This window comes from Indolivaga capnocytophagoides, assembly GCF_036511535.1.
In the GTDB taxonomy this organism is placed as follows: Bacteria; Bacteroidota; Bacteroidia; order Bacteroidales; family Dysgonomonadaceae; genus Dysgonomonas_A; species Dysgonomonas_A capnocytophagoides.
The window spans coordinates 2,509,348-2,534,789 of sequence record NZ_AP028867.1; the positions used below are offsets into that span (position 1 = coordinate 2,509,348).

Consider the following 25,442-nt stretch of genomic DNA (forward strand, 5'->3'; position numbering starts at 1 on the left):
ATATATTACTTATTTTGTTATTCTAAACCAGTCTATATCTATCCATGAGCGCGGAGAGTCGGGAGCCCGGTTCAATATAAACATCCCTACTTTAGCACCTATCCATTTGCCTTGACGTGCCTGAAATGACTGTCCTAAACTCTCATATTTTTTACCATCAGGGCTGTAGGCGAATGTGCACAGACCGCTGTCCATGACTTTTATTCTGAAATAGAATAGTAGATGTTCCTGTTGGGTTTGGTAATTGTATATTTCTTTTATTGATACGTTTTTTAATGCTATACGCTTTTCTTCTATTTCGGAAGTTTTCTGTTCTGCATCGACACAGCTTATTTGTTGCAATTGATAGCCTTCTTTTGTTTTAATAAGGGCTATATAAGCATAATCCCATCCCATTATTATTAGTCCGGCTTTGTCACCTTCGTTGAGTAATACAACAGTCGCTTTCATCGTTGCAGTAAACTCGGGGGCAGGTAATTTTTGCATCAACAGGTTAGGTACATCCCAGAAATTGGTGAAGTTCTCCGGATAATATTGTCCGTACATTCTATAACATCCGTCATGGGATGCAAAGCCCCATGTTTGCTTTGGATTGGCATGCCACGACCATTGAAGACCTGATTTAGACGAATTAAATTCATCGCTATCAGCAGGTGTTATTATTGGATACACTTTACCTACGTTGGGCTTTTTGTAAGTAGTAACCGGCTCGCCACAGTAGTCCTTATCATTGACTCCCATCACAGGCCAACCCTCTTTCCAGTTCACCGGTTGCAAATGCGCAATGCGACCATAGACCCCTGTGTCCTGAAAATGAAGAAACCACCATTCTCCGGTTTGAGTCTCAACCAATCCCCCTTGATGTGGACCGTTGATATCTGTATTGCCCTGCGCCAAGACCTTCTTCATCTGGTATGGACCATAAATATTTTTTGAGCGTAAAGCTATTTGCCAGCCCATCTCAACACCTCCGGCAGGAGCAAGCAGATAGTAGTAACCATCTTTCTTGTAAAACTTGCCACCCTCGGTTGTATGATTGCCATCTCTCAATCCATCGTATATCAGTGATTCTTCACTGATAACCTTTGTGCCTGTACGATCCAGCTCGCATAGAGTCATCACACTGTTCAAATTAGCACGGCTTGCGGCCCATGCATGTGTGAGATATACTTTACCGTCATCATCGAAAAGAGGACTGGGATCAATGCGTCCTTTACCCGGTAAAACAAGTATAGGTTTATCCCACTTACCTAAAACATCTTTTGTCTTGACAACATAAATACCAAAATCCGGGTCACCCCAATAGATCATGTATTCTCCATCATGATACCGTATGCAGGGCGCCCATACACCTTTGCCATGTTGTGCTTTATCAAAAAAATCAGCTGGGACAATTCCCTCTAAATTTAGATCTGTTAGAGCATAGTTTACAATTGTCCAATTTATCAGATCTCTGGAGTGGAGAATGGGTAAGCCCGGCACACAATTAAAACTGGATGCTGTCATATAATAGTCATCACCTACCCGAATAACATCCGGATCAGAGTAGTCCGCATATAAAATGGGATTCTTATATGTTCCATCACCTTGATCTGCTACCCAAACTTCCGATTCTGAAGTTTGGGCATTGGACATCAGGCAAATCGTTAAACTAAATATGAAGGATAGTTGTTTCATCGTTTTTTATATTTTATGGTGTTATCTTGCTCTTCATTTTCTTCTATAATACTTTCAAGTCCCAATAATCACGGGTATCTCAGAAGTGTTATTTAGTCGAAATGAAGAACACGCACCCGCTCCATACTCCGAAGATGTATACCCTGTTAATCTATTTTCAACACAAACGAAATTTCGTTCGGCCTGTCATTCGCAGGTAATTTTACCAACAAACCTTCCTCTGCCTGATTGAACTGAATATCGTTGTTACTGCCGAGCATTTCTACAGATTTAACTTCCTGCGGGTATAAAGGGCTTTCTTTCGATAATGATTTTATATTAATTTGCCCATCTTCAGGCCACCCCATCACATGAACATATAATACCCCAGATTTTGAGAGAAATCGAAAATCATTTGATGTAAATTTATATCGCCCTTCATTAAAACCTTGAACATGTATAGGATTAGCCGTATCAAATGTTGGTCCTTCACCATAGACTTTCCAAGGACGAGTTCCATGAATGGCTTCTTTGTTTATATCCATCCAGCGTGCAATACCCTCTAAAATGACTTCTTCTTTTTCGTCAATTGTTCCATCTCCGCGCATGGGGACACTTAGCAGTAAATTTCCATTTTTACTGACAACATCAATAAGTTGTAGAATTACATTGCTCGCAGACTTATAACGATTTCTATCATATATGCCTCGATCATAATGCCACCCACCAAGGCATGTACAGGTTTGCCAAGGCTTTTCCTGAAGCTTGTCCGGAGCCCCCTTTTCAACATCCCATACAATCGCATTTTTTTGATCTTCGTTAAGTATCTTACCAAAAACAACTACTTCATTTTTACCATTATTCTCCTTAATACTTTTATTATAGTAATGACTAACTGCTTTTAAGCCAACATCACTTACTGGCCATAAGGGTAGTGCTGTATCATCATAATATATTAAATCCGGATTATATTTATTTATCATATCAATGTTTCGGTCTAGAAAATTTTGACAATATTCTTCTGATGGAATAGATACCCCATCTGTCCAACCCCATTGTTGATGAATTCTTTTTATATCATCGCTCCCTTCACTCAACGGATGATTCTGCACATACAATTCTTGAGGGTCATAGCCTTCCCACCACTTCCCTTTTCCATCTTCTTTCGTTAATTTCCCATCGTAGGGGACACCACTTTTCTCTCCTTTTTTATCTGCGCGTTGCGTAGTTTCGTACCAGTTCCATGCATGTGCAGAATGTATACTCACTCCAAAATACATGTCATTCGCGCGAGCAGCTTTTTCCCACTCTCCTAATATATCTCTTTTTGGTCCAAGATTGACAGAGTTCCATCTTTGATATTTACTATCCCACAGATCAAAATTATCATGATGATTACCCATGGCAAAGAAATATTCAGCTCCTGCTTTTTTATATAACTTCAGTAACTTTTCAGGATCCCATTTATCCCCTTTCCACTCATTTATAACATCTTTGAAACCAAACTCGGATGGATGACCATATTTGTCCAGATGATATTTGTACTGCCCGCCTCCTTCGTCATACATATTACGAGCATACCAATCTCCGCCTTCGGGCTGACATTGAGGACCCCAATGTGCCCAAATCCCAAATTTGACATCTCTAAACCACTCTGGAGCCTCGCTATATTGCGACAATGACTCCCATGTCGGCTCATATTTACCTACTTGCAATGCTTCATGCTTCGATTTACATGATAAGCAGCACAGGCTAGTCAATAAAATTATAAGAACACTATTCTTCATGGCAAATTATTTAATTGATTTTATAAATTTGGTGATACTTTTTTTATACTTCCATCTTCGTTAAACTCCATATTATCGACACAAACTTCACGATAAATCCCAGGATAAGGCTGTTTAATTCCATCTGGACGAGCGATTCGATGATATACAATATTCCATTCATCAGTGTTCGGAATTTGCAACACCGAGTGATGGCCTGTTCCATATATTCCTTTCGAATTATCTCTCTGAAGTATAATATTATCCCTAGGAATCGTTAGATGCCCTGTTGGCGAATTCGACATAGCATATCTCACACGGTAATCCGCACTTCCGGTATCATGCTCCGACCACAAAAAATAATAAACTCCTTTTCTATAAAATACATTAATGCCTTCTCTAAAAGTTTTATCGGGGGTCATTACTTTCATCGTATTTTTCTTAATCGAAACCATGTCCTTATTCAATTCGGCAACAGCCAAATATCCATTTCCCCAATACAAATAACTTTTCCCGGTCTTTGGATCTGTAAAAATATCCGGGTCAATTTCCTGTCCTCCTTTTATTCCCTCTGGCTTAAAATCGATAAGAGGCTTTCCAGAATCCTTAAATCTTCCGGTAGGGTGATCGGATGTAGCAACACCTATTTTTTTCTCAGCAGTGAAATAGTAAAAATATTTATACTTTCCTTTTATTTTCTTTTCTATAATAGCCGGTGCCCATGCATTGTTATTCGCCCAATCAACATCTTCTCTTAAATCCAGAATAAGCCCTTCATCTGTCCAATCTGTCATATTCTCTGATGAAAAGACTTTAAAATAGTATCCTCCCCATCCTTCAAAACCGTCACTTGTCGGGTAGATATAATATTTTTGAGTGTTTTCTGAATATAGAATCTCCGGGTCGGCATAATATCCTTCCAGAACCGGATTCTTCTCCTGGGGTATATTAAACCCATCGGGAAGCCCCCATTTATCAGTCAATGATTTAAGCTCTCTTCGGGTAACCGGAACAACATATCCATGCCGGGGTTTAAAATCCATCGTTATCTTTTTATCAACCTCTTTAAAGACATCCAGATCATTACTTTCACAGAACTGATATCGTCCTTTCATGTAAACATCATACATTAATATGTAAGTGTCGGTATTGTTCAGTTTGAATAGACACGACCCCTCCACTGCATCTTTTGTCTGCTGTTTATAGCCCGGTTGCTCTATCCATACCCCTGATGTTAATGAGTTGGTTATAGCCAAACGGATACCATTACTGTCGCCTTCGGTCTTATAAAACAAATAATACAGTCCATTTTTTTCGACAATATCTCCATCTATACACGATCTTTTGTTTTGAGGCATAAACAGCACTTTGGGTTCTCCTTCCAAATCAGTAAAATCGTCATTGGCATAGGCATAATAGATAATGTCGCTCCCGTCATTTCCGTGCTTCATTGACCAGTATACCATATATTTGGCAGTCGACCTGTCATAAATAGTTTGAGGAGCCCAAACTCTTTTCAAGGCTTCTTGTCCTTCATATTTGTTTTGTATATTTACCACTGAGGATGACCAATCTATAAGATTATCTGACTTCAAGAGAACCATTGCTCTGTTCGAGTCCCAGCCTTTCCGGGCAGTCATATCGGTGAGAACCATATAAAAACCCGAGCCATTCTCGCATCTTAGAATATGAGGATCCCTAACTCCGCCGGTCAAGCTTATTTGTTTTGAATCTAAAACAGGCAGTCCTTTGTTCAGGGCTGAATAATTATATCCATCCGGACTTACAGCATAGTGTACAGCCTCTTGATCATCCGAATTCCCAGTAAAATAGGCAAATAGATAACCTGCGAAATCTTTATTCTCCGGTCCTGATTTATATTGGGAAAATACTGGGGTCGAATAAATTCCGGACAGAATGATTATAAAGTATACGATATTTCCAATCTTCATTATTTCTATTTTTATCAAAATTACTTACAACACTCAATTTTCTCTATATTGGGGAATAGCGGGTCAAAACATTGATGATTCAGTATAACACGATGGTTGTTAGGCTTATATTTTTATGTTTTGATAACTTGTTTTATTCATCTTCAGCTTCTTGTTTTTAGCCGTGGTGATAACAACCGGCTTGTCGCAAGTCAGGAAATATTCTCCATTTTTATATTCTAAGGTCGCATTTGCCTTTTCTGTAGAATGGATTGTAAAACCTTTCCCCGAAACCATAATTCCATTACCCATGAATAGGGTAAAGTCTTTACCTTTTTCCGAGATCACGCAGTAAGTTGCATTAGTTTTCATATCCTTATGTGACACCTCCTGGTCTTTCACTGATGAGAATATATAATCAGTCCGACCTGATTTACTTCTTACAACTAACCCAACAAAATCTGAAGGACTATTCTTTACGTCAAACGATTCAATGGATTCAATGGATTTACCTTCATTTTCTGTTGTAGGTTCGAATATGGAGACAAATGGGTGATTCCATGCCTCGCCGTGCTGACGCGCAGCAATGGTAAGATAGGGTGACTTGTCAACTTCATACGGAAAATCGTTATTGTTGCGATACGCTTTGCATGATGGTGACTTAATAGAGAAGATCTCTCTGTCCGGATATCCTTTCATCCATAGATTCATATAGATATTATTGCCATCGGGATAACTCATTTTCCATGTAGCGGTGTAATCTTCATCTGTTTTTGCCGAACGTTTATCCCACATATAATCCAGTGCAAACAAATGCCCTCCGGCAAACGCCATTTCTTCGCTGGGTTGAAGATCTAAATTTTCACCCCTGATGTTTTGAATAAAAAGTTCCTGTCCTAAATTATGATAATAATAATCGTGGAATTTATCCCCTTTGCGTTGTTTTTTGGAACGAAAGATATCCACATAATAACCGGTTGACTCTCCTGTGCTGACAATACTCAACAAGCGGTTTTGGTCACTCTGGCTCTCTGGTTCCAGGAAATATGCTTCAGAATAAGTTATATCTGAATAGTAACCGTCTTTTTGTCCTGATGCCGGATAACATGACAGTAAGTCAAATGGATGATTACTCAGCATTTCCGGATATTTGGAAATCCCGTCAACCATCACTGTATTATGTGCGGGGAACTGCGAATAGTATTCCAGATATGGTTTTTCAAAATAACTCGAACCTATACCTGATTCTGCACCCAGCACATGGCCTTTGCCATACAATTCAATTGCCAAACCATTGCTATGGGCATGATTACCATAGGAGGCATACTGCGAAATCATCAAACCATTTTCTTTACTGTCATACTTGTTCCGTTGAACAAACCAACTGACATTGGGGGCATAGAATGTTGAAGTAATATACTCCTTCAGGTTTCCGGCTTCTATATTCTGATTCAAAGCCAAAGGTTTATTCGTAAAAAATGATGTTACCTGATCAGGTAATTTTTTACTTGTATCTTCTAACCCTGCATCAGGAGCAAAATATTTATACATTTTAGTAAAATATATTTCATTATCTGTCTTCTCGTACTTCTGTGCCATACGAATCATATCTGCTATCGGATCAATATTCAAATCACTGTAATAAGTATCGCCAAATGCAGTAATCTTGTCATTGGGAAACAAATATTGTGGTAATACTTCTACTGCTTTGTACATTACCGGATTATAAGCCAATAGATCCTGATTGAATGTGTTGTCATAATTGCGAATAAAATGCATAAATTCACGGGTTACACTTTGTGCATAGCCGGGACATTCATTCCAAACTCCGTTATTATAGTCATAACCGTACTGCATCAGTTTTGTAAGTGACCATTGCCGGGGTGATGATTGATTAAGTATATAATCGATATAATATTCCCTCCCTTTATCATCGGTATAATGCTTATTATCTTCCAGAATCATCGCTACACCTAAAATAAGGTTGGCTTGATGTAGGTTCCAGTTGTTATGAGGGACACCGTTTTTTATGGTTACATCTATCCATTTTTTTAACGCTGTTTCGTATATCTTCATCTTTTCACGATGGTTCTCCTTTATATATTTATGAAGGAAGTCATAATATTGAGCAACATCGGAAATAACACCTTCTTGAATAACCTCAAAAGTGGTAAGCCCTGCTAGTGTTTGAGCATGCCCATTGCCCAAATCGAAAGCTTCATTTCGATAGTACAATCCCGTCAAATAAGTATCAAGTATATCATAGGCAAATTTCCCGTATTTCGCATCACCCGTCAACCAATAAATGAAAGCGCCATCACGTCCCAAACGTAGTATTTCTGTATTGATGTTCTCTATATTTCGATCAGAAACATTGCCTTGCTCTACCCACTCCAGCGGGTTACCTTCTTTGGCTGTATTATGAAAATAAACACCTTTGGTATCATCCATATAAGGAATGACATCCTCTAGTTTGGGACGCTTGTAAGATGTGTGAACACCTCTTGTACTACCAAAACGAACTGTCGGGACAGGGGCTTCACCGTCTGCATGGGAATATACTCCACCACGAATATACACATTCGTAGCTTTGCTTTTCCAATACATCATCAAACGGGATAATAGCCAGTCGGGCTGCGATTGCGTCTTAAGCACATATGGATCTACCCGGTTCAGTATACCTTGATAGACTTCATTTGCCCAGGCTTCTTCTTTTATTTGGTTTTGAAGTGTTGGCTTAAATTTATCGGTGACTAATAATCGCGGATGTCCTTGTGGTAAATGTGAGGGCAAAGGTATTTTCTGACTGTAAACGAACGATGATATTAGTAAAACAGTTAATAATGTGTATATTTTTTTCATTATATATTTTTAATTTAGGTATTTATTTACTCTACAATTAGTACTATTGTTGTCAACGGTTCTATAGAAAGTGAAGTTTGAACTATTAATTCCCCTGTTGGAAAATTTAAAATTTTATTTGCCTTAGGGATATCTAGCTCAAATGTTTTGTTAGTTGTACAGTTCATTCCAATCAAATACTTCCCATAGCGTAATGTATAAAATTCACCTTTCCCGGCATAAACATTTTCCCAACCAAGTTCATATTTAACTCCCTCTGGAATTTTTGCAACAGGAAGTTCTTCTCCTGTATGGGCTGACTTTACTTCTGGATAAAAATTTCTGGCATCCGAGAAGAACATATTGGTCCTTTCCGGACGTTTATAACGAAGACCACTATCTGTAAATTCAACATCTTGAAATACTGTCGCTACACGGTCCATAGTGGGTGTTATATAATGAATACGTGCCAGAAAGTTTACTGCATAGTTTGCACGCCAGTACAAAGAAACATAAAAGTATTCCTGCCCATTTTTTATTGCAATAACACCATTTTCTTCATCACTGAATACAATATCAGGCATTCCTTCTGACATGGGCAATTTTACGTTATACTTAGGCTGCTGCATTATAAGCTCATATTCGTCGGGAATCCTCATAAGCATTTGTGTACTTCTAATGTTACTATCTTTAAGTTTTTCAAGTATCATTGGCGAAAATTGATTGTCATTTACCATTTGCTGGGCAAATGCAACGGCTTCGGGATCTAATGTTGTTGCCGCTGTCATCATTGGTGTGGCTTCTCTGGCTACTCCACGTTCACCATAAATTATATCATTTGGATAATGTCCTCCATCGCGCCAACCGATCACAGCTTCGCCACGCATGGCTCTATTTCCCTCATTATCTACAGATGGATAACGAAAATAGCTACGAGCCTTCAACATTTTCAGTAATTGATCTCTTATCAATTGATCTCTGGAATCAGATATATTTTGTTGACCTGTAGCCTCATAAATGCGAACAATCCAATGAGGTATTTCTCCATAATTACCTACAAAACCCAGTTCTTTTGTCAATCCTTTAGTTGTCAGTTGAAAGTAATTATCACCTAGAGGTTTTTCAACTCCATTTGAGGTCTCACTCCCCAACCAAGGGGATAATCCAATAGACTCATATAAGTATTTTAGCGTTTGAAAACCAGGTAGAGCTCTTGGAGCATCTACAATCATCAAAGCTCTGTTTACTTCATATAAAAACCAGTCGATAATCATAGACTGGTTGGTATATGATCTCCGATGTGTTTTTGCATAATTAACACTAGCTTGAAGCATTGTTGACCAATTCTCTCGCCGTGCTCTACCATTATTCATTTTTTGGTCAAGGATACCTCTAATGCGTGGTTCAAATCGATAAATTGCTATAGACAAGGGGCCGGTCGTAGCCCACTCATCTTCAATAATGGCTTTAGAATCTTTCTCATATCTATCGTAAAAATGATCTATAGAACTCACTACTTTGTCAAATATAATATCGTTTTTATATCCTTTTGTCCACTTTGTATAATAAGCATCAGATAAAAACCAAATATCCATTTGATTGAGATGCTCCTTATTTATTTTTTCCTCAATTTCTTTATTCACTCTATCTTTTACTTTTTCCAACACATCTTTGTCTTGTTGGATAGGACGAACAGGGGCTTTTTGAACATGTTTTGTCCCCTGCTTTTCATTCGAAGATGGTTCGAAATAACAGTTGGTATGTGTATATGCTTTATAGATACCTCTTGTAGGTTCTTCCATTTTTTTCTGATATTCGTCAAGCGTATTGCCATATCCCCAAATACGTCCAGTAGATCGAATACTCAACTCGACTGTTTTTTTTCTTTGTGTTTCGCTTATTGGAATGGGAGTGGTTACATAAAAGAAACTGCCCGGGCAAGGTGCTTGATTATTGGAGCGATCTAACATGTCATAATCTCCCAGATGTCTGTAACCAATCTGCTTCCCTTCACAAAAAAGTAGTAGTATATTATTATTCCCTGTGTCTGATCCCCAAAAACGCACAGTCAGGTAGTTCTGACTTTGAGGGTCAACTTTCATCTTAAAAGTCATGCTACCTCCTTCTACTCGTTCGCCTTCAATTGGCAACAGTATACGTGCCGGTTCGCTGATTCCCCCTTTTATGATTTGGCTACTTTTTTCAAAGAATGCGTGTTTTTTTTCAGATAATGTATTTCCAAAAATGATTTCATCGACTGTTTTTGTCTGTGCAAGTGTTATTTGAAAGCATAACACAAACAAAACAACAATAGCTTTTTTTCTTATATCCATAAATTTCTCATTTTTTTTCTGATTTATAAACATCAGAACTACATTATTAAATACTTCAGGACACTCCATACTTAGCATATATCTGCAATCATCTATTTTTACAATTCACCCATTACGCATATAATCAAACATTTACAAATCAAATATACAGTACTTGTATTTTGGTTTTCCTTCAATAATCAATACTGGAATATTCGACTTATTCATTTTCAATTTATAATAAGCATCACTATCTGCTATAACTCGTACCTCTTTATGCAAAACTTGCCATGCATCCCATTGATAAATTATGCTTCACAAAAAATGTCGTATTATTTCTTTTTGTGAGCCACCCGATTTCATTAACCCATTAACCCATTCTCGCTTCATTGTTTCTACACCTTTCTTTTTCAAAGTTGCGATCTCCTCATTATAAATTATTGTATTGCCAATATCTGCTTTTCGTTTTTATTCTGTTAGTTCTTTTGGTTAATGGCATCCCTGATTACAAGTGGCAATGTAGCACTACTGTAAAAAGATGAAAAACCATTCGTATTAGCCTGCTCATTTACTTTGGCTATTATAAATCCATAGATGTCATTTTTTCTATCCACCCACGCATAAGCTCCGGCCCAACCAGGGCTGCTTATCAGGGTTGCGGTACCTGTTTCGTCTATTTCTTCTCGCCAACAACCAAGTCCGTATAAACCGTTGTGATTGTTCTGGCGAGAGTTCATCACATATTCGGGTTGCTGTACAATTATATCTTTTATCTGGTCTGATTCTATTTCTTCGACCGAAGCTACGGAAAGGACTTGTTTTCCTCCGAATTGACCAAAATGGGAAATCATATTCAGGAAGGTCATATAATCTCTCACACACGTTTTAAAACCGCCTGCAAGCATTGGGTTGAATCCCGGCTCTTCACTTACCGGAACAAAAAAGCTATACTTCATTCCCAATGGTCTTGCTATATTCTCTTGGAAAAGTGTTTCCCAATCTTTTCCGGAAGCTATTTCTGCCATACGCCCGGCAACCTGCATAGCTAGTCCTCCATAACGATATTTTGTACCCGGTAAGGTATCTGCCGGAAGTATTACAATATTGGCAACCGCTTCTTCCAATGTTTGATAATCGTCCCTGTGTTTCCCATCGGGCTGGTAATCCGGATAACCTGCCGTATGAGACAGCAATTGGCGAAGCGTCGCCTCTCCCTTTATATCTGAAAATTCGGGCAAATATTTATTTACCTTATCGTCCCAAGACAATTTACCTTCGTCCACAAGAGTAGCCACAGTAGCAGCTACAACCCATTTCCCGGCCGAAGCTACATGCAATGCTGTCGTATCGGAATATCCTCCATAATCAGCTTCGAAGAATATCTTATCGTCTTTAACTATTCGTACTGATGCACCGTCATAATATGCGCTATCTATCCAGGATGCAATCCTGTTGTCAAGGCATTTTAAAGCCGGGATATCAGTCTGTTCTTCGTTTGCGTTTTTTGTATTACACGCAAATAATATGACGATTAATATAAAACAGAGATATTTAAAGGTTTTAATCATGGTCTTATTTTATATAAAAAGTTCTTTGAATTGGATTGGCCGATTGAATTTTATCTCCAAGTGTTTTACCATACTGCCAGGCTACGACTGTTACTTTTACCGGGTATTTGGCACGGGGAGGAATCTGAGTTAATTCCAGTTTTCCATCTACAACTTTTGCGGGACCCTCTTTTACATAATAATAAACAGGAAGTCCTTTGTCGCTTTTACCTTTTAATGCAATATGGGTTTTACCTTTCCTGACATCCGGTATGGCATCGAAGCGTATTTGTTGCTGTTTCCCCTCTGTTTGGGGATAAGGAAAGTTGACAGAGATTTCCTGCACTGTAGTCTTATAGACTTTATCGCCATTGCCTTGTGCTACTAACCAAATGGAGGCACTACGGCGTTTATTATCCAATCCCATATGATAGAATCGAATAGCAAAAGTGGTATCATTTATTTTTTTGACCGGCCCACAAAGTGGGTAGATATTTATTTTCTCTTTCGAATGTTCTCCGGTTATAATTTCCCTCAAACTATCAGTATAAATTGCAGATATATTGAATGTCAAGCTTTCATCCAAAGAATCTAAATGTACACTATATTTACCATGAGATGTGGAATTATATTTTTGTAATTTTCCATTGTTGCTGAATCCGATATACTGCTGCCTTCCCTTTTCTCGGGAATAATATTCTTCTGTTAGCCTTGACATCTCTTCGTCAAAATACCAGAATGCATCATGAACATTTCCTTTATATTCCGAAAATGGAGCTGCAATTGCCCGATCTGTTTGATTCGGATGCCAACGATGTGCCAACCATCCGCTTTTCACATCTGTTTTCTTCAATTTGGCAGGACTATCCAAATCCTGGTCTTGAGGTAGTCGATAACGCGCAACCTTTTTCAGAAAGACAGACATATATTCTACCACTTCGTCCGAAACATCGAAATGTCCTCGCCCGGCATCGCAAAGAAATGAGATACAGCTTTCGGGATACATCATACGAAATGCTAATGCCGGATTTACTCTGGCTTCCCACCACTCGTATTCGCCTTCAATCATCAATCCGGGAATACCATCGATATTACGATTGCGACCCCATTCCAGATTTTCGCGACCATAACCTGTTAGGTTGGTGCGAGGAGCATCTCCATGAAAGGAAATTACAGCTAATGTGCGTTCGGGATTCCAAGCCGCAAAATTCCAGGGAAATGTTGCCATTGCTGAATGCCCTAAAGGAATTATTGGAGCATACTTTAATTCTGAGTAACCACTTACTTCCGCCAAGTCTGCCAGCATATCGTCAAAGGTTCTCTGACACCCGTTTCTTACATCCCACTGCTGCTCAAATCCGGGAGTCATCCACACAATTGCGAAACCTAATTCTGACATTGTTTTTCTAAAATCCGGATGCTCGAATATGGCTTCTTCACACATGTTATGCTGACCGAATACTACTGATTTCACTTGTTGACAGTCTTCCGGAATCCACAAAAAGGCACGAGGATGGCTGTTTGTCTCTGAAGATACAAAACCGGTTACATCTACTGACCATTGCCAAACGGATGTCGATGCAATAGTCTGAGAAAGTAGAAGTAATAATGAAATCAGTTGTATTTTTATCATTATATATGATCCTTTAAGTAAAGTAATTATTCCTTAATGAAGGTAACATTATCAACATGTTCACCAATAGAAAAACGTGCTATATCTCCTGTTTTATACCATTTGGGTTTTTCCGGCATGTCATCAAATATAATTTTTCCGTTAATGTTCAAATTTTCAAAACGAATGTTTTTAACTTTTCGTTCTTCATTATAACCTGCAATGATAGATATTTCTGCATTGTCTCCTGTATAGGTAATATTTTTAAACAATACATCTTCAATGCCTCTTCCCGGAGCTTTACAATATTTAGGATTGTAAAATATACGAATATTGATAAGTTGCCCCTCCCGAAAGTTTTCTACCCGAATGTTCTCAAACCGGATCTTACGAATCAAATTATTATCTCCGGCATTGATAGACAAGCATCCCTGGTAGTCTATTTGAGTTTCCCGATGATCAAGAATATCAATATTCTCATAGTTCAGATTCTCTAATATTTCAGGTTCTTCTGCATTCCCATGTATCCCTATAAAGATAGGATGGGCAACATCTGCCCATAGTACAGCGTCACGCATAGTGATATTTTTACATCCGCCTTCGTACCCAAGTCTGGTTCCATATACAGTCGTACAGTCATCGGAATTACGACAAAAGACACCTTCATGCAATACATTGTTGCTGGCAAATACATTCATTCCGTCACCCCAGCCGTAATAGCTTATACTTTTTACATTACGAATGGTTACATTATCGGAGCCACCTGTCGAGCATTGAGTCAGAATAATGCCTTCGACCAGTATATTCCTGGAATTGGATATTTTTACTGCATGTTTCACTGTATGGCAGATTATGCCTCTTCCTAATATTTTTACGTTATCAACACTATCTGCCAGTAGTTGTCCTTTCAGAACTGCTCCTCCTGCCAGATATACGGTTTTGTTGGAAGGGATCTTTAAACCTTCACGTGGTATATCATGTATACCCGGACCAAAGTAGATGAGATTAGGATCTTTCTTGTTGGGAACAAATTCATCCACAGGGTTGGCAAAAAGATGCAAGTTATGAAAAATGTCTCCGTTTATTTCGACCGATAGATTACTGGGCTTAGTCAGTTTGAAGGTAAGGATATTTCCATCGATTTGATGAGGTATAGCATACGATAGAGGACGTACTCTAGCGGTGTTTATAATACCTTTATTGTAAATTACCGACACCTCTACCTCACCGGCAAAATCAAATGAACTCACCGATGCATCTTCCACCGAACGTTCTAGGTTTTCGACCTTTTGCACTTTCACTAAATAGGAAGGGGTTTCTTGCCACTCTTGCCCGGCTTGTCTTACCTTTATTGTAAAATCGTCATTCAAAAGAGCTCCTTCTGGTGCAGGGTAGGTAATAAGTCTATTGCCTGCAATAATTGAAGAGCTGATTGTAAGTAAACTGATTAACAACAGGCTAAAAGCAATATTTTTTCTCATATATATAATTATAATCGTTTCTTGTTTTTATACGTTTTATATTTTTTCAAATCTTCTTTTGATGCCGGAGATAGATGTACGGCACACCCTCCTCTTGCCTGCAAGTCAAAATTCAGAATAGTTTGTTTATCCACCAGTAGCCGTGTGACTCTGACTTGGGTCTTCGTTTTTACACTCTCATCATCCGTGTATATATTTGCTACATATTTTTGTCCTTGTTCAAGAAAATCAAGGGGAGTGGTAACCATTCGTGCCTGATTATTGCCTAATGTACCTAAGAACCAATCTTTATTGTTGCGACGCGCAATGGTTACAAACTCCCCAATCTCTCCCGCTACAGCTTTGGTATCATCCCAAACCGTAGGTATTTTATCGAAGAATTCTATCTCAGGTTCTCCTTCATATGCTTTAGGGTTATCATACCAATACATAAATTGTAATGGGCTGTAGTATACTGCCGCCATTGCCAATTGGTGGGCATGTGTATTTTTCAATCGTTTGTCATAATAACAGATTGTATAGTCCCCTGCTCCGGAGATAAAGCGAGTAAATGGCAAAATAGTATTATGGGTTGCATCCGGAAACTCTTCATTGCCACGTATGCCTTCCTGAGTCAATAAGTTAGGATAAGTCCGGCTGAATCCTGTAGGTCGGTATTCATCATGTACATCCACTAGTATTTCGTATTCAGCACACTTTCTAATGGCATCGTGCAACCATGTAGTCCACTTTTGATTGCCTATTTGTACAAAACCGAACTTTATTCCTTTTATTCCCCATTTTTTATAAAGAGGAAGGATTTCATCTAATTGTTGATATAACGCCCGTTGATTGACATATACAAAAATACCGATCCCCTTGTTTGCAGCATAGTTTGTTAATACAGGGAAGTCAATATTTTTATCTGATCGTACTTTTGTCGCATCCGACTTCACACTTACTTCGGGACCATACCATCCTGCATCAAGATGTACATATTGTAGTCCCCGTTCAGCGGCAAAATCAACACAAGCCATAGCTTCTTCCTGACTAAGTCCGGAACGGATTACTTTACCGGGTTTTATCCATGACGTGTTTTTGATTTTATTCTCCGGATTAAGGTTTAGAATAATGTCATTGTTAGCAATCAGATCTACAGCTCTTTCGCCTGCCATGATCACACGCCAAGGGGTATCGTAAGGAGTTATTATGTCTACGCTACTGTATAGCGAAATTTGTAATGTATTGGCTTTATCACTTAAGCGAAACTTCGCTCGTGCATAATCAACCATTTGTGCTTCGCTCAAAGCGACTGTTAATCCATTCTGCAACTTCATAGTCAATGGACGTTCACACTCGTCTACCCAACCCTTGAGAGGCAGGAGAGAATAGGGACCTTGCGCCCAACGCTCATAATATGCCAGCGTACCTTCGGGTAAAGTAAACTGGGTCTGTTCGCCCGCAATGTGAATAAACAAGCCATTATTAGCTTCAGGAAAATGGTATCTAAAAGCAACACCCTCATTATAAGCTCTAACAACAAAATCCATCATATAATAACGGCGTTTGTCATATCCGTGTTCCTTAACCCCAATGGCCTCAGTTCCCTTTTTGAACTGCAGGATCAATTCATTGTAATTGTTCCTGACTCTACTTCGTTCACCATACAAGGGTTTCCATGTTTCATTGACCGTACTTTTACTTTCACCCGACAATATGAGATTTTCACCCCAAAGTTCACAGTCATCATTAGGAATGCCTAAAGCCGATTCAAACAACCTGTTTTCGATAAGGACACCTAGTTCGGATTCTTCTATAATGGTTTTTCCGGCATATGAAATAGTGTAGTACATTTGTCTTTTATTCTCTCCAAACTCTTTTTGATAGAACTCAAAGACATATTTACCATCAGGAGAAGTCACCTGATACTGTGTATTTTCTAATACCGTTTGCCCATAGGCCGATGATAAAAAGAAAACAGACAGTATAATTAATAATACTTTATGCATAGTTTCTGATTTATTTCTCTATTAGCTTCATGATATAGCTATAAGAATATGTTTTATCCAGCATGCGATATTCTCGATGTGGTAGTTCGCCCCAACTATTATCGCCTCCCAAACCTCTTTGTTTTAAATCAATATGGAGAATTACATCTTTGCGTGGAATGATGTCTATGGAATGTTGCATTTTGCGAGTCAGTCCCGGATCTATATCTTCAGGAGCAATATGCAATGCTGAAAAAGAAAGTGGCTGAACTCCGGTTATTTGTAAGCCAACACCGTTATCATTAGTAAGAGTCAACCAGCGAACATCCGTCTTGTTTCCTGATTCCTGTGGCCGGCTATACCAGTAATATTGGTCAGCTACTTTACTTTGGTACTTCCCGATAAAAGAACTTGTCCATCGGTCGGTGTAGTTTTCTAACGGTCCGCGACCATAATAAGTCAGATTGTCATATTGTTTATTCAATTCCAAACGCATACCAAAACGAGGTAATTCAGGAAGTGATTTATTTTCCATATCTATTGAAGCCGTTACTTGTATAGCCCCATCATTCAGAATCAAATACTCAATTGTATAAGGCACCTGAATATCATTCAGCATAAATTCAATCTTTACAGGCAAGCCTTTTTCAGACGTATCACCCACGATCACATTTTTTACACTTTTATTTGTATGGGCTGTACGCCATACACCCATATTAGACGGCATTTTATTTCCGAAATCGTTATCGGTAGGAGCACGCCAAAATGCAGGCTCAGGATATTGCCATTTATTGATCGGTTCTTTTCCTTCTATTTTATAATCATATAGGATACCTCTTTTCAGATCAATTTTCCCGGAAACATTGCCTGACCAGAATGTCAATGTATTGTCTTCGCTTTTATAGGTTAAGCTACCATTAGCTTTGAATACATTATCAAAGAAAGAACTGTTACTTAATTTCAACTGCTCTCGGGCAACTTCGTATCCGGCAGGAACTAATTCTGTTCCTGTTTTTGTATAGGCATAGATATTCAGATAATATTCACTGTTATCTCCTGTCTGTCCGGGTAAATTTAGTTTTATATCTTTCTCCTGATGGGGTGCGATTGATACGTTAAATGTACCTGTTGCATCTTTTATCCCATCCTTGTATATTTCCCAGACAAAGTCATACTCATCCAGATTGGTAAAATCATAGCGGTTTTTGATAGAAACAATCCCATTAGCCAAATCTTTGTCTTTGAACTGAATATATTGATATACTTTTTTCACTTCATAAGCTTGAGGTTTTGGAATACCATCAGCTGAGATCATACCATCAGTTCCGGTATTCCACTCTCCGCGTTTGTCCTCAACCCATTTGTAACTACCCATTTTTCCATTGTACATCCGGTAAGAACGCCCGTCACGTTCCTCTGTCTCCATTTTGATTCCCTGGTCCATCCAATCCCAAATAAAGCCCCCTTGAAGATTCGGGCTATCATAGATTAAATCCCAAAAGTCCTGAAGATTTCCATTGCTGTTACCTTGTGCATGGGCATATTCACACATAATGAACGGGCGTTGTTTCCCTGATTCCCGATAGGCTTTTATCCGTCCGAAATTAGGATACATATGACAAACAATGTCGGTATTCCAATCTTCCCAGGCTTGCTCAAATTGAACAAAACGGCTGGGATCGTATTTTTTCAATCGCAGATATTCATCATGAAAAACTTTGCCGTTTCCACATTCATTACCTAATGACCAACCGACAACTGATGCGTGATTTTTGCTGCGCTCTACCATACGGGTTATACGGTCCACATGGGCGTCATACCAATCGGCACGATAGGCCGGATGGGGAATCGTGTCTTTAAAATAGGGAACAGAACCCATACCGTGAGTTTCTATATTAGCTTCATCTATTACATAGAAGCCATATTCGTCACATAACTTATAGAATAACGGATGATTGGGATAGTGGCTCAGACGAACAGCATTCAGATTCAGCTGTTTCATCAATTTAAGGTCATGCATCATTATATCTTTAGTCTGTACATGTCCTAAACTATCATTATGCTCATGGCGGTTTACGCCTTTTATATATGTCGGTACACCATTAACATGGAGTTTTGCATCTTTGATTTCGATCTTTCTAAATCCTGTCTTATAGCTGGTTATGGCTATTTCTTTATCTTTATCGTTAAATAGAGTGATAACACAATCGTAGAGATTGGGCTTTTCGGCACTCCATTTTTGAACATTTTTAATATTACCGGAAAATAAAAGTGTTGTAATATCAGTATTCAAATTAAAATTTTTTCGCTGTTGCAATACTGACTGACCTCGCTTATTAAATAGTTCTACCCTAAGACTGCCTTTTTTTACGGTATTGCCTTCAAATTGGCGCAGGTCCACTGTCGCATTAAAGGTTCCATTCTTATATTGTTTATCCAGATCCGGCTGTAGAAAGAAATCCCATATCGTTAATTTAGGGTAGGCCTGAAGGAAAACATCTCTTTCAATACCTGTAAGACGCCAGAAATCCTGGTCTTCCATATAGCTGCCATCATGCCACCGGTATACCTGTACTGCTAAAAGGTTTTCTCCGGATTTCAGGTGTTTGGTTATATTAAACTCTGCGGGTGTCTTTGAGGCCTTGCTCATTCCAACTTTAACTCCATTGATATACACCTGCGCGTAACCTGTGATGGATCCGAAATGGAGGATTATTTCTTTGTCTGACCAGTCGGAGGGAACTGTAAATGTTTTACGATATGTTCCTACCGGATTGTCGACATCTATATAAGGCGGATTAGGTGAAAAAACGTATTGTATATTGCGAATAATGGGTTCGCCAAATCCCTCCAATTCCCAGTTGGAGGGTACTTTTATATTGTCCCATTTTGAATCGTTTAAACCTGTTTTGTAAAATTCTTTGTTGCTATCAGCTATATTGGATGCATAAGTGAATTTCCATGTTCCATTTAATGATTTATACCACGGTGAATCTGTTGCTATATCTGTAATAGCATCCTCAATAGTAGTATAAAGCTTTAAATCGACATGTGGCTTCTCTTTATTCCACTCATAAACAGTAGGATTTTCCCATTCGTTTTGCTGCGCAAATAAAGTTGACGATATTAGCAATAGGAATAGAGTAAAAGTTATTGTTATTATTTTCATATAAATGAGTTCTTAATTCTATAGTTATATTATATCCAGCAGGGGAGTTTCCCCTACTGGATTGTATTATTAGATGATTTACCAACCCGGGTTTTGTTTTAAACTAGAATTAAGTAATATTTGCTTATTCGGAATTGGCCACAAGTAATCTTTTTTCTTGAAGTTTCGTACAGAGGATGGTACAGCAATTGCACGCCCTGTTGCATTATCTACACCATACCTTAAAGGATAGTTCACTGGATCATAAGCAGGTTTACCATCATTGCCTAAAACCGTAATATCCTCATATTGTGTGCCCGTTATTTTTATACCTAACTTAATTCCATTTAGCGCTTCTTCTGCAATATTCCAACGTTTTAGATCATCGAAACGAAAACCCTCACTAAATAATTCACATGCTCTTTCTCTTCTTATTTCACCTAAAAGAGTCATCGGCTTTCCCCTCTCATCCGTTTTTCCTGCAATAAGGGAAGCTGTTAATGGGTCAATTCCGGCTCTTGCACGGGTCATGTTTATTGACATATCTAAGTCAGTTTGACTTATGCTACCATTCCCTAATTCACATGTAGCTTCGGCATATATTAAATAGACTTCAGCTAAACGTATTTGAGGATAATCATACGACTCTTGTCTTGTCTCGCGGCCGGCATGTTCTGACATAAATTTCCTACAAGAATATCCTTCTCCGCTAGTATTACGTAGAGCTGGTTTTTTCATAACACCGGTAAAACCATCTGCCGGATCAGGAAATGGCTTATTCACGGTCATGCCTCCAGCTGAAGAACCTCCATAGCTCCAATAATATCGATTGGGCAAATAAGTTGAGCTCACAAAACGGTAATCTCTGTTATAAAACTCATATTCGAATTTATCGTATCCCTTAAAATCCGGATTATAAGATCCATTTATAATGATAGGCAAACCATTTCTACATAAAAACATATTTCCTAGATCTGCACTGATTTCAAAAGCCGTTGCATGGCTAATATTCAATCCTGTTTGTTTCTTTTCAAAATCATATTTTGTCTTGAAAATGTACTCTTTATTAGAAGCTTTAGTTTTTCCATAAGGGTTTGAGCCTGCATCTTCTAAAGAAAACAAGTAATAATAACTTAAAGTATCAGCCTCGTTCCAAAGTTTAAATGTACCTGCCTGAGCCTCTGCTATTACATTTCCGGACATTTCTTTAGCTTTTGAAAGCATATCGGTAACAGATGGATAGTTATCCGGTTTTGTACTTCCTGCACCTTCATTAGTCCCGTCTCCATCCGTAGATGTACCAACATATTTTTCCCAAGTAGCTTCATATAACGTTACTCGTGCCAAAAAAGACATAGCTGCTTCTTTACTTATTTGTCCTTTATCTACATCTGCAATATCTTTTTCTTTAGGTAAATCAGTTATTGCGATCTCCAAATCGTTGATTATTTGCTTAATGACTTCATAGCGACTATTTCTTGCGGCATATAGTAACTCTTTATCTACGGCCGGATCCAAAACTTTAGTAACAATGGGCACTCCCCCAAATCTTTGTAATAAGAAAAAGTGCTGCCAAGCTCGAAAGAAATATGCAACTGCAACATGCTTCTTAATTCCATCTTTGTCACCTTGATATTCTTCTGCTTTTTCAATTATAATATTAGCGTTTCTTATGTATTCATAAGTTTTACTCCAATAAGTATTAGTTTCAGGCTTTACATACATTCCTAATTGAATTTGTCCTCTATTCAGATCAGTTGGCCCTATATCTGTACTTTTATCGAAGTGGTCATAGATGACATCTCCACCATAACCATTTTTGAAGGAAAGGACATTATCTAACAGCGAATTTGATGCAGCTTTAAAGTGTTCAGGAGTCTTGTAATAAATTGCTTCTGTACCTGTATCTTGTGGTTCTTGATCTAGGAATTCATTACAACTATTAAAAATTAATATTGATAATAGTAGTATTATATATTTATTATTATTCATAATTCTTTTATTTTAGAAAGTTATGTCTACACCAAATGTTAACATGCGAGAGAAAGGAAATGTATTATTAGAGTTTTCTCCAAATTCAGGATCATAACCATCTTTTATTGAAGTAAGCTCAAAAAGATCCTCTCCTGCAAAGTAAAAGCGTACTCGCTCCACTTTCGCCTTACTAACAATAGTCTCGGGTAGTGTATATCCTATTATTAGAGACTTCATGCGAATATATCTCGATTTCTGTACAGATACGTCTTTGTTCATATAGTTCCATTTATTAAGATTTTGACTTCTTGATAAAATTGCGTATTCTGAGTTTGGATTCTCTTCAGTCCAGGTCTTACCTAAAAATATTCGATTTTGATTTGTGTAATTGGTGATAAATGGTGCGGTTAGGTAACCACTTCTTAATACATTTTGATTGCCAACACCTTGAAAGAATGTTGAGATATCAAAACCATTCCATTCAGCCCCAAGCTTCATACCAAAATAAAGATGTGGATTTGTATCTCCATAATAATAAATATCTTCATTCGTAATTTTTCCGTCGCCATTGCGATCTACAATTCGACGAGACCCTGGTCTCAGACGGTCATCGCTAGCTGCATTTGGCAATATCCCCCCTTGTCCATATAACAAATAATAAGCATCGACCTCTTCTTGTGTTTGAAGAAAGCCATCTGTTTGAAAGACATAAAGGGAATTGAGAGGCTTACCTTCTATTATACTATTCTTACCAGGTTCTGCTATTTTACCTCCTGCTATATTGAGTATTTTGGATTTGTTGTCTCCAACCTGGAAAGATGCATTGTATCGTACTTTTTCAATTTTATCTCTCCATCCCAATTCAATTTCCCATCCACGAGTCCTGAAACTTCCACTATTTGTTTTGGGAGCTGTTCCTCCTAACACATCAGGATATGTAATATCAATAAGCATGCCGTCATTTTTACGACTAAAATATTCTATCGTAGAAGTCAACCTGTTATCCAGCAAACCTAGCTCAATGGCATAACTCTGATTTTTTATAGTTTCCCAGCTTCTGTTTTTACTCCTAATTCCATTAATCCAAGCTGACGTTTGAAATCCATTATCATTGCCTAATATAGTAGTTCCCGTTTTCATCTCAGCTATATAGTCATATTGTCCAATACCAGAGATGCCTCCTGTTTCGCCATAACTGGCTCTTAGTTTTCCATATGACAGAAACTTCCAATCAAGGTCTTGCAGGAATTTCTCTTCTGTAAACCTCCAGCCACCGGATATGCCGTAGAAGTTTTTCCATCGTGAATCTTTGTGCAGACGAGACGAACCATCTCGTCGACCTAGAAATTCAATTAAATATCGATTGCTAAAATCATAATTTAATCGACCAATGAATGAGGCAAACCCCCATTCATTCTGCCCGCCCCAATTGTCTGACTTTTCGCCTTTATTAACCGTATTCAAATCGTCTAATCCTGAGCCATCAAATATAAACCCATCATTACGGCTTGCACCAACAAGCTTATAGTGTTCCTTTTCAGCTGTAAACCCAATCATTGCTCCTACATTATGGACTTTGTTAATCGTATTCAAATAATTAGCAAAAGCCCCATAACTTTGGTATTCCCAATTCTTTATTTCCTCTTTTACACCAGCGGAAGCATTATTCACGTGTGCAGTTTGTTTCCCAACCCAGTCATACAATTTATAAGTATTTGTTACTTCACTGAATTTGGTTTCATATTTTTTAAATGCCGCAGTTCCACTAAATGACAAGCCTTTTACATACTTATCCATATCCAGTGTAATTTTCCCATTTAATCGAAAAGTTTCGTTGAATGTTGTGCTTACCCCTCCGGCTTTTATTGAAGCAACCGGATTCCGACCTCCAAAAGTGCTATAAAAATCTCCATTCTGATCATAGATTGGAAAAATGTAAAAGTCAAAATATCCTGCTCCTACACCATCTCTGGGAGATTGAACCTTGCGTCTGTCATACGATGTTCCAAATTCGAGTTTTACTAAATCCGAAGCTTTATAATCTAAATTAAAACGAGTATTCCATTTCTTTTCTCCATCATAAGCCGGTTTTAATTGAGAACGATTATCTGCATATCCAATAGATGCGAGATATGTTGCCTTATCATTTCCTCCTGAGAAAGATAAGTCATGCTTAGATGAGGTTGCACTGCCATACATCTCTTTTTGCAAATCGGTAGCTTTGTAGTACATATCCATCCCCCAATCAGCATAATAGTATTCAAACTCCTCTCCATTTAAAAGCCTGTCTATCACTTCCCTGTTAGGAAACACCCAGTTATTGAAAGCTTGTCCAGTTGTTTTTGCATCATTTGTTTGAGCTTCAACAAACATTTGCATCCATTCTTTACTATTTGTGATGGGAACATCAATACCATTGATAGTTTTACTTACAGAGCCATTGTATGTAACTTTATTTTTTCCAGACTTTCCTCTTTTGGTTGTAACCAGAATTACCCCTCCGGCTGATCGAGCTCCATATATAGCAGCCGAAGCATCTTTCAATACAGACACATTATCTATATCATTCGGATTTAGTTGGGATAGTTCATTTACTGATCCTGTAACTCCATCTATTATTACCAGTGGAGAAGAACCGCTGTTAACAGACACATCTCCTCGTATTTTGAAATCAACACCTTCGTTTCCCGGACGAGATGATTTACGAGTAACGATTAATCCGGGGACTTCTCCTTGTAATGCAACCCCTGCATTGCTTACTCCCCTGTCCTTAAACACGTCATCTCCACTAATGCTTGAAATAGCACTGGTTAAGGATGCTTTTCGTTGCACACCATAACCAACTACGACCACTTCATCCAGCTCTTGAACCGATTTTAATACTATATCGTAAGCTGAAATTTTATAAACATCTATTATTTGAGATTGATAACCGATATAGGAAATCTTTATTTCTTTTTTATCAGAGGGGACTATTATACTAAATCCTCCATCCAAATCTGTTATTGTTCCAATATTAGTACCAACTACTGATACTGATGCTCCAATCAAAGCTTCTCCACTTTCGTCAATAACTTTACCTTCTATTTTTTTACCTTGTTGCTTTGCATCATGTATCTCTGTCTCTGTTGCACAGATTTTATTATATGCAGGAAATATCATTATCAAGCAAAAAATAGCTGTTAAAAATGAATATTGTTTTCTCAT

The 25,442-nt window shown here is 38.1% G+C and carries 12 protein-coding genes; all 12 read right to left on the minus strand.

From position 1 onward, the window contains the following. Nucleotides 1-9: 9 nt before the first annotated feature. Nucleotides 10-1,677 (minus strand): glycoside hydrolase family 43 protein, encoded by a 1,668-nt coding sequence (locus AABJ51_RS10100; RefSeq protein WP_434781364.1) that lies wholly within the window; start codon nt 1,675-1,677, stop codon nt 10-12. Nucleotides 1,678-1,823: 146 nt separating this feature from the next. After that, nucleotides 1,824-3,443, minus strand: coding sequence for an alpha-L-fucosidase (locus tag AABJ51_RS10105; RefSeq protein ID WP_338372419.1), 1,620 nt, complete (start codon nt 3,441-3,443; stop codon nt 1,824-1,826). A gap of 20 nt (nt 3,444-3,463) precedes the next feature. Beyond that, complete coding sequence (locus tag AABJ51_RS10110; protein WP_338372420.1) at nt 3,464-5,374, minus strand: glycoside hydrolase family 43 protein; 1,911 nt, start codon at nt 5,372-5,374, stop codon at nt 3,464-3,466. Between the two features lie 105 nt (nt 5,375-5,479). After that, complete coding sequence (locus AABJ51_RS10115) at nt 5,480-8,215, minus strand: endo-acting ulvan lysase-like protein (RefSeq protein ID WP_338372421.1); 2,736 nt, start codon at nt 8,213-8,215, stop codon at nt 5,480-5,482. Between the two features lie 26 nt (nt 8,216-8,241). Then, the gene (locus AABJ51_RS10120) at nt 8,242-10,527 is read right to left on the minus strand and encodes a hypothetical protein (RefSeq protein WP_338372422.1); all 2,286 of its coding nucleotides are present in this window, start codon (nt 10,525-10,527) and stop codon (nt 8,242-8,244) included. Nucleotides 10,528-10,982: 455 nt separating this feature from the next. After that, complete coding sequence (locus AABJ51_RS10125; protein WP_338372424.1) at nt 10,983-12,074, minus strand: serine hydrolase domain-containing protein; 1,092 nt, start codon at nt 12,072-12,074, stop codon at nt 10,983-10,985. 4 nt (nt 12,075-12,078) lie between these two features. Continuing rightward, on the minus strand, nt 12,079-13,686 hold the full coding sequence (locus AABJ51_RS10130; protein ID WP_338372425.1) for a hypothetical protein: 1,608 nt from the start codon (nt 13,684-13,686) through the stop codon (nt 12,079-12,081). A gap of 26 nt (nt 13,687-13,712) precedes the next feature. After that, a complete protein-coding gene (locus tag AABJ51_RS10135; RefSeq protein WP_338372426.1) occupies nt 13,713-15,146 on the minus strand; it encodes a glycosyl hydrolase family 28 protein in 1,434 nt (477 codons plus the stop codon). A gap of 8 nt (nt 15,147-15,154) precedes the next feature. Continuing rightward, nucleotides 15,155-17,134 (minus strand): glycoside hydrolase family 97 protein, encoded by a 1,980-nt coding sequence (locus AABJ51_RS10140; RefSeq protein ID WP_338372427.1) that lies wholly within the window; start codon nt 17,132-17,134, stop codon nt 15,155-15,157. 10 nt (nt 17,135-17,144) lie between these two features. After that, nucleotides 17,145-20,282 carry a glycoside hydrolase family 2 TIM barrel-domain containing protein gene (locus tag AABJ51_RS10145; protein ID WP_338372428.1) on the minus strand — a complete coding sequence of 1,046 codons (3,138 nt, stop codon included), beginning with the start codon at nt 20,280-20,282 and terminating at the stop codon, nt 17,145-17,147. A gap of 78 nt (nt 20,283-20,360) precedes the next feature. Beyond that, entirely contained in the window at nt 20,361-22,253 is a 1,893-nt protein-coding gene (locus AABJ51_RS10150) for a RagB/SusD family nutrient uptake outer membrane protein (protein WP_338372429.1), read from the minus strand. A 12-nt stretch (nt 22,254-22,265) separates the two neighbouring features. Beyond that, nucleotides 22,266-25,442 carry a SusC/RagA family TonB-linked outer membrane protein gene (locus AABJ51_RS10155; RefSeq protein WP_338372430.1) on the minus strand — a complete coding sequence of 1,059 codons (3,177 nt, stop codon included), beginning with the start codon at nt 25,440-25,442 and terminating at the stop codon, nt 22,266-22,268.